Consider the following 6,000-nt stretch of genomic DNA (forward strand, 5'->3'; position numbering starts at 1 on the left):
TCTGTGGGCGCCTGGTACAGGCGACCACCTACCGACTGAGCCTCTTCGTACCGAACGCCGTGCCGTACTTCCCGCCCGAATCCGGCCAGGGATCGCCCGATAGTTGGTCTCGTGACTGAGCCCTGCTGGCATGGGCGTATCGGCCCGTCATCGGTGTGGCCAGTTCGACCGGTGCGGCCGACCGTCCGTGATCGAGGTAGCCGAGGTAGTCAATGGCGCGTTAGGGGCGCGAAGTCAGGCTGTCCGCACACGGTGAGCGGCCCACGACTTGGCAGCCGTGTGGACACTGTGGGTCCAGGGGCTGGGCGACTCCTCGGCGATCTCGGTCCAGACGCTCTCGTTGGCCGCAGCAAAGGCGTTCAGCCCGGCCTCGGGGGCCTCCCGGAAGGCAGTGATGCGAGACGCCCATCGTTCGGCGCTCCCGGGTGAGTGCCCGCCCTCGGCGATGAGCCAGACGACCCAGTACCCGGCGTCCAACCACGGGGCGCCCCGCGTGGCCCACGCCCAGTCGACGAGCCAGGCCCGTCCCTGGACGACCATGACGTTGGCAGGGTTCGGGTCGGTGTGGCAGAGGGTGTCCCCGGTGAAGTGGGCGAGAGCCGCGGCGGGCGCGTGGTCACGCAGCCGGTGTCCGGCCTCCTTCAGTTCCAGACCGTCCGGCGCACATAGCCCGGACAGTCGCTCCAGCGTCGCCGCGACGAGCGGGAGATCGTCCGAGCCGGGCACGTAATCGGCGTGGCGGCCATCGAGCGCGTCGAAGGCGACGAGGTCCCATCCACCGACCTGGACCCGCCACCGCACGCGCGGAGAAACGCCGCTCACTTACGGGCCCACGACCGCCTCTCGCTGCTGCGTCCACACGCGGGGGTGATCCACGGGCAGCCCCTTGAGGTATACCTCCCCCTGCTCGGTCATCAGCCGCGCAGCGACGGCGGAGTTGAAGCCGGACGACACGGCTTCGACGCGCAGGAGCCGACCGGTGCGGGCGAGTACGGCGCCCCGCGCATCATCCGGCAGGGCGGCGAAGTCGATGCGAGCGGTCGGCATGGGTGCACTTTCGCAGAGCGGGGGTGGCCCCGCCCACAGCACGACGGCTGTCGGCGAGGCCGCCCAGGGCCACCGTTTCTGGTGCGGGCGATCTGGTACGCCTTCGCCCCTGCCGGGATCAGGACCAGACACACGGCACGGGACAACTCGGAGCGTCCAGCCAGATGCGCTGCGCCTTGGCTGTCACGGTCACACCGAAGCGCTCGCGGCCGGGTCGGCCCTTCTCGGCGTACAACTCGTGGGCAGCCTCTACGGCGTCCCACAGCAGGCGCGGTCCGGCCTGCCTCACGGTCCCGTCCTCGGAGCGTGCCCACGAGCCGTCAACGGCCCACAGTTCCACGGCCGTCACATGGCCATTGGCGTCACGCTCCGACGCGAAGGCCGTCTCGGGCGCGACCAGGGACAGTACGAAGCGGAACTCGTCGTCCTCCGCGACGGTCGCGAGGTCCAGGCCGGTGAGCCGGCCGCTCGTCGGACGCGGTCTGCCGGGGTGCGCCGGTGTACCGGTGGTGCCGGCCTCCCGGGCGGTCATGAAGTACGAGCGGGAGGGCAGGAAGTGGCCTTCCGCGCGGCCGTGGTCGCTGACGACCAGGCATACTGTGCCCCAGCCCAGCGGGCACACGATCATGCCTGCGGATCGCACCTGCTCCAGCCAGACCGCCGGGATCCTGGAGAAACCGCAGGTGGCGATCAGACGGTCGTACGGGGCCCCGGCCGGATATCCGTCGCGGCCGTCTCCGGTCACGACGATCGGCGTAAATCCGGCGCGCCCCAAGCGCGATTTCGCCAAGCGTGCCAGTTCGGGGTCGACTTCCACCGTGACCACCTGGTCACTGCCCAACCGCTTCGACAGAAGGGCCGCGTTGTACCCGGTCCCGGTGGCTACCTCAAGCACCCGGTTGCCGTCGGCCACGTCCAGCGCCTGAAGCATGGCAGCCATCAAGCCCGGCGCGGTCGACGACGAGGTGGCCACGCCGTCCGTCATCTGCGTAGCCAGCGCGTCATCGGCGTACACCAGGTCGAGCCAGTCGGGACAGGCTGCCGACACGGGCCGCTGCCCGCCGTCGGACAGGGTCCAGAATTCCGGTACGAACGGATGGCGCGGTACGGTCTCGAAGACCTCGCGCCAGGTGGGGTCGGTCAGTTGGCCGCCGGCTTCCAGAGTGTCGGCCAGTGCCGCACGCAGTTCGGCGGCGCGTTCTTCGGTGTGCGTCGTCATGGTCGTCCCCTGGTGAGCAGGCCGGCGAGGTGCGCGGCGATGGGCAGGCCGGTCCTGTGCTGGATCCAGGACCACTCTCCGGACGGGTTGCACTCGAACATCACCCAGTCCCCGGTCGGCGTGACTGCGAAGTCGAACGCCCCGAAGTCGAGCCGGAAGTGCGCCAGCCAGCCCAGCACCCCTGCCCGCACGTCGTCCGGCACTTCGCACACGTCGTAGGTGAGGGCGCCGTAGTCGCTGCGCCAGTCGACCCGGGAGGCGTCGCTGCCCGCGTGAATCTCGGCCGCGAACATGTCCGTGCCCACGACGGTCAGCCGTACTTCATGGGACTTGGGGATCCACTCCTGGAACAGGTGCGCCGTAAGGGAGACAGTGTCGTCGATGGTGCCGGGGTCGATCAAGGTCGTCGGTACTCCGGTGCGGCGGCCGTCCGGGTACTCCAGCGGGCCGCCCATGAGCGGCTTGCAGATCACCGGCCCGCCCACCTTCCGGCAGAACTCCCGTGCCGCCCCGGGGTCAGTGGTGATCAGCGACCGTGGGGTACGCAGCCCATGCGCAGCCGCCACCGGGAGCTGTCCCGGCTTGTGGGAGGCGATGCCGTCCACGTCCGGCCGGTTGACCCATGTCACCGGCAGCGCGTACAGCGTGCCGAGCAGACCGGCCAGCGCCTGCTCGTTCGCCCATGTGCGGTGGGGCTCGTGCAGTTCATCGGATACGGCGGGAAGGCGGGGCCGCCTGTAGTAGACGGCCCTCACCTCCTCCAGCCGTACGGAGCGATACTCGTCGGCCAAAGTCCCCGCCCAGGGCGCTGAGGCATGCTCGGCGGACAGGGAGACGGACGAGGGGAAGTTCCCCATGTCGAACCGCATCACCGGTACGTGCCGGATCGCGAGTTCGTCGACCACCAGATCCGCCGCTGGGTCCAGTTCCTTGGTGACGACCAGCACCGGGCCGCCGGACAGACGCCGCGTCACCGCATCACGTACGGGTCGGACGTGTCGTCGTTCTTGCTGTCCCAGTTCGTGTTCGTGCAGCTCCCCGCCAAGGACGTGGACCGGCTCCACAGCGAACCGGAGGCGTCAGCAAGGACGTTGACCTGACGTACCGGATCGTAGGCGAATGACCCCGCGTCCAGGGTCACTGTGTACGGGGTGCGTTCGGCGCGGGCACCGAAGGGGATGACTGCTGCCATGGGCATGTGTGTCTCCTGTCTTTGATACTGCGGAAATTCCACGAACGTCGATGTGTGGCAGACCGGCCACGAGCGGCGCGCTCACAGACGGCCGTTCGCACGCAGTTCGGCCCAAACGCGTTTCCCGCCCCGGACCAACTCGCTTCCCCAGGTGTCGGCGAGTGCGTCGACCAGAAGGAGGCCGCGGCCGTCCTCGTCGTCAGGGGAGGGTGTGCCCGGGGCAGGTCTGGCACGAGAGGTGTCTGTGACGACGATCCGCACGGACTCGGTGCCCGTGCGAGTGATCGAGGCTCCGATGGTGGCCGCGTCGGTGTGCTCGATCGCGTTGGTCACCAATTCCGTGACAATCTGCGTTGCCGCGAACACCAGATGCGGAAGGCTCCAGGCATCCAGGGCCAGCGCTATGTCCCGACGTGCCCGAGCGACGGCTTCCGGCTTCCTCGGATACCTCTCGTGGTAGCGCTGTGGTCCTACCGATGCGGCCGTCGTGGTCATCGTCGCGTCCCTTGGGGGTGCTCGCGTTCTCGCCCAGGGAAGTTGACTCCGAAGCATCTGTAACGTCGCCCACGGTGACAGCCTCCCTACTAGGCTCGTTCAGTGATGCATACGACGGTAGAGAGCCGTGATCACTACTTGAAGTGACTGTGGGTACGAGTGGTTTGCAGCGAACCATCGGGAATGGGGCTGTCGATGCGGTCGAGTTCGCGACAAACCCTGACCGGGAGTCAGAGAACAGTCGAGCGCTCACGCGCGGGCGTCATCTCCGGCTACGTCTTCCGGGTCATTCGGGAGCAGCAAGGACGTACGCAGGAGGAGGCGGCCGAGGAGCTGCGAGTGTCCGCCGACACGATCGCGGGGTGGGAATCCGGTAGGCGGCCCCTGACCGCTGTTCCGGTCGGGCACATGCTCGTACACCACCACCGGCTGCTGCAGATGGGCACCGCCCCGGCACTTCTGCAAGTCCTCGGCCACGCACTGGAAGCGGACGTCCTTCTCGCCAACGCCCTCGACGAAGAGGCTGTCATCGAGGACAGCCCACTCGGGGCCTGGGTGATGCAGCGGGACCTCGTCGAGATCCTTGCGTGGCCCCTCAACGACGTACCACCCCAACCCATCCGTGAGCTGCCCACCCCGCCCCGGAAGCGTCGAGGGCCCTCGCCCGTCGGGCCGGATCTGTCGTCCTCAGAACGGACACGCTTCTTCACGCGGATGCGACGCACCGCAGAACAGGCCCGCGGCGAGGACCAGTTCCTCCTCCGCCGCCAGGCGCTCTACCTCTCCGGCTACGACGACCAGGACGACACTTCGCAGTGGCTCTCCCACCAGCAGGCCACCGAACGCCCTGGCGACTGGCTCAGCCGATGGCTCAACTCCCGCTCTGTCGCAGCAGTCTCGGCCCGGCAGGGAGACCGGGACCGCATGAGCCACTTCATCGACACCGCCCTTGCCGACGATGACGCCGGCGAGGCCGCGAACCTGAACTACTGGGCGTACTGGATCGGCGAGACCGCCCACCTCGAATTGAATGACGACTTCATCGCCGCCCGCACTCCCGGACCGTGGCCGGGCGACAAGCTGCTCACTCACCTCGTTCACGGTCTCGCGCCGCACCACGGCTACGTCGACCTCAACATCCACTCGGTGTGGTCCCTGCTCCAGATCCGGCCCAACCTGCTGCGATCCGGCACAGCGGGCCGCGCCCTGCGCGATCGGCTACCCGTGATGTTTGGATAGCCGGGAGCTGTCGGCGCGCGGGCGTCGGGAGCTGGAGAGCATCCGGTACGCGATCCGCCTCGCCGAGGCGTGAGGCGTGAGAGGAGACCGACGGTGACTGAAGACCTGTCCGCGGTGGCCCGGTTCCTGTACGAGGCGGGGACCCTGAAGCAGACCAAACGCACCGGCTGGTGGATGGCCGGCGTACGCGACCCCGAGTCCGTGGCCGAGCACTCCTGGCGTACCGCTCTCCTCGCGACGATCATCGCGAAACTCGAAGGCGCCGACCCCGCACGGGCCGCGTACCTCGCGGTGTGGCACGACTCCCAGGAGACGCGGACCGGTGACGTGAACCACCTCGGCAAGAAGTACGCCCCCGGCGCCGACCCACGGGCCGTCACCGCCGACCAAGTCGCAGGCATGCCGGAGATCCTGGCCTCGGCGGTGCGCGACCTCGTCGCCGAGTACGAGGAGAAGGAAACCGCCGAGGCCATCTGCGCCCGGGACGCCGACAAACTCGAATGCATGATCCAGGGCGTCGAGTACAAGGCCCAGGGCTACGAGAACGCCCAGCGCTGGGTCGACAACAGCCGCGCCCGGCTCACCACCAGGTCGGCCAACGAACTCGCCGACGCGGTACTCGCCACCGGGTCCCTGGACTGGCTGCGCGCGGCACTCGGGGAGAAGCGGAGCTGAGGCCGGTCTTCGATCCGCGCCGACGACGGCCGTAGGACCCGGGGCTCGGAGTTCAGGGCCCGGACTTCAGGTCCCTGGTTTCCGCGTCCGGGTCGATGTTCGCCCCTATCTCCCCCTTCTCCCCCTTCTCCCC

The 6,000-nt window shown here is 68.6% G+C and carries 7 protein-coding genes and 1 pseudogene; 2 read left to right on the forward strand and 6 right to left on the reverse strand.

Annotated features, from left to right (window positions below; genetic code table 11):
* Positions 1-234 precede the first annotated feature (234 nt).
* The 6 genes from AOK08_RS31895 to AOK08_RS31915 all read right to left on the reverse strand — a co-directional run bounded on the left by AOK08_RS31895 (position 235) and on the right by AOK08_RS31915 (position 3,953).
* Entirely contained in the window at positions 235-822 is a 588-nt protein-coding gene (locus tag AOK08_RS31895) for a phosphotransferase family protein (RefSeq protein ID WP_338400160.1), read from the reverse strand.
* Positions 823-1,047, reverse strand: coding sequence for a hypothetical protein (locus AOK08_RS48745; RefSeq protein WP_338400161.1), 225 nt, complete (start codon positions 1,045-1,047; stop codon positions 823-825).
* Between the two features lie 118 nt (positions 1,048-1,165).
* A complete protein-coding gene (locus tag AOK08_RS31900) occupies positions 1,166-2,266 on the reverse strand; it encodes a methyltransferase domain-containing protein (RefSeq protein WP_055532565.1) in 1,101 nt (366 codons plus the stop codon).
* A complete protein-coding gene (gene tgmB, locus AOK08_RS31905; protein WP_241827171.1) occupies positions 2,263-3,240 on the reverse strand; it encodes an ATP-grasp ribosomal peptide maturase in 978 nt (325 codons plus the stop codon). Before tgmB ends, AOK08_RS31900 begins: the two co-directional genes overlap by 4 nt.
* Positions 3,237-3,464, reverse strand: a complete 228-nt coding sequence (gene tgmA / locus AOK08_RS31910; RefSeq protein ID WP_055532567.1) for a putative ATP-grasp-modified RiPP — start codon at positions 3,462-3,464, stop codon at positions 3,237-3,239. The genes tgmB and tgmA overlap by 4 nt, the downstream gene beginning before the upstream one ends.
* A 75-nt stretch (positions 3,465-3,539) precedes the next feature.
* Positions 3,540-3,953 (reverse strand): ATP-binding protein, encoded by a 414-nt coding sequence (locus AOK08_RS31915; RefSeq protein WP_063794174.1) that lies wholly within the window; start codon positions 3,951-3,953, stop codon positions 3,540-3,542.
* Positions 3,954-4,136: 183 nt separating this feature from the next.
* On the opposite strand from AOK08_RS31915, the pseudogene AOK08_RS31920 reads away from it, so the two are divergent.
* Positions 4,137-5,265: pseudogene (locus tag AOK08_RS31920) on the forward strand (helix-turn-helix domain-containing protein).
* 20 nt (positions 5,266-5,285) lie between these two features.
* A complete protein-coding gene (locus AOK08_RS31925; protein WP_055532569.1) occupies positions 5,286-5,867 on the forward strand; it encodes an HD domain-containing protein in 582 nt (193 codons plus the stop codon).
* Positions 5,868-6,000 lie beyond the last annotated feature (133 nt).

The organism is Streptomyces graminilatus, assembly GCF_001418565.1.
GTDB classification, from domain to species: domain Bacteria; phylum Actinomycetota; class Actinomycetes; order Streptomycetales; family Streptomycetaceae; genus Streptomyces; species Streptomyces graminilatus.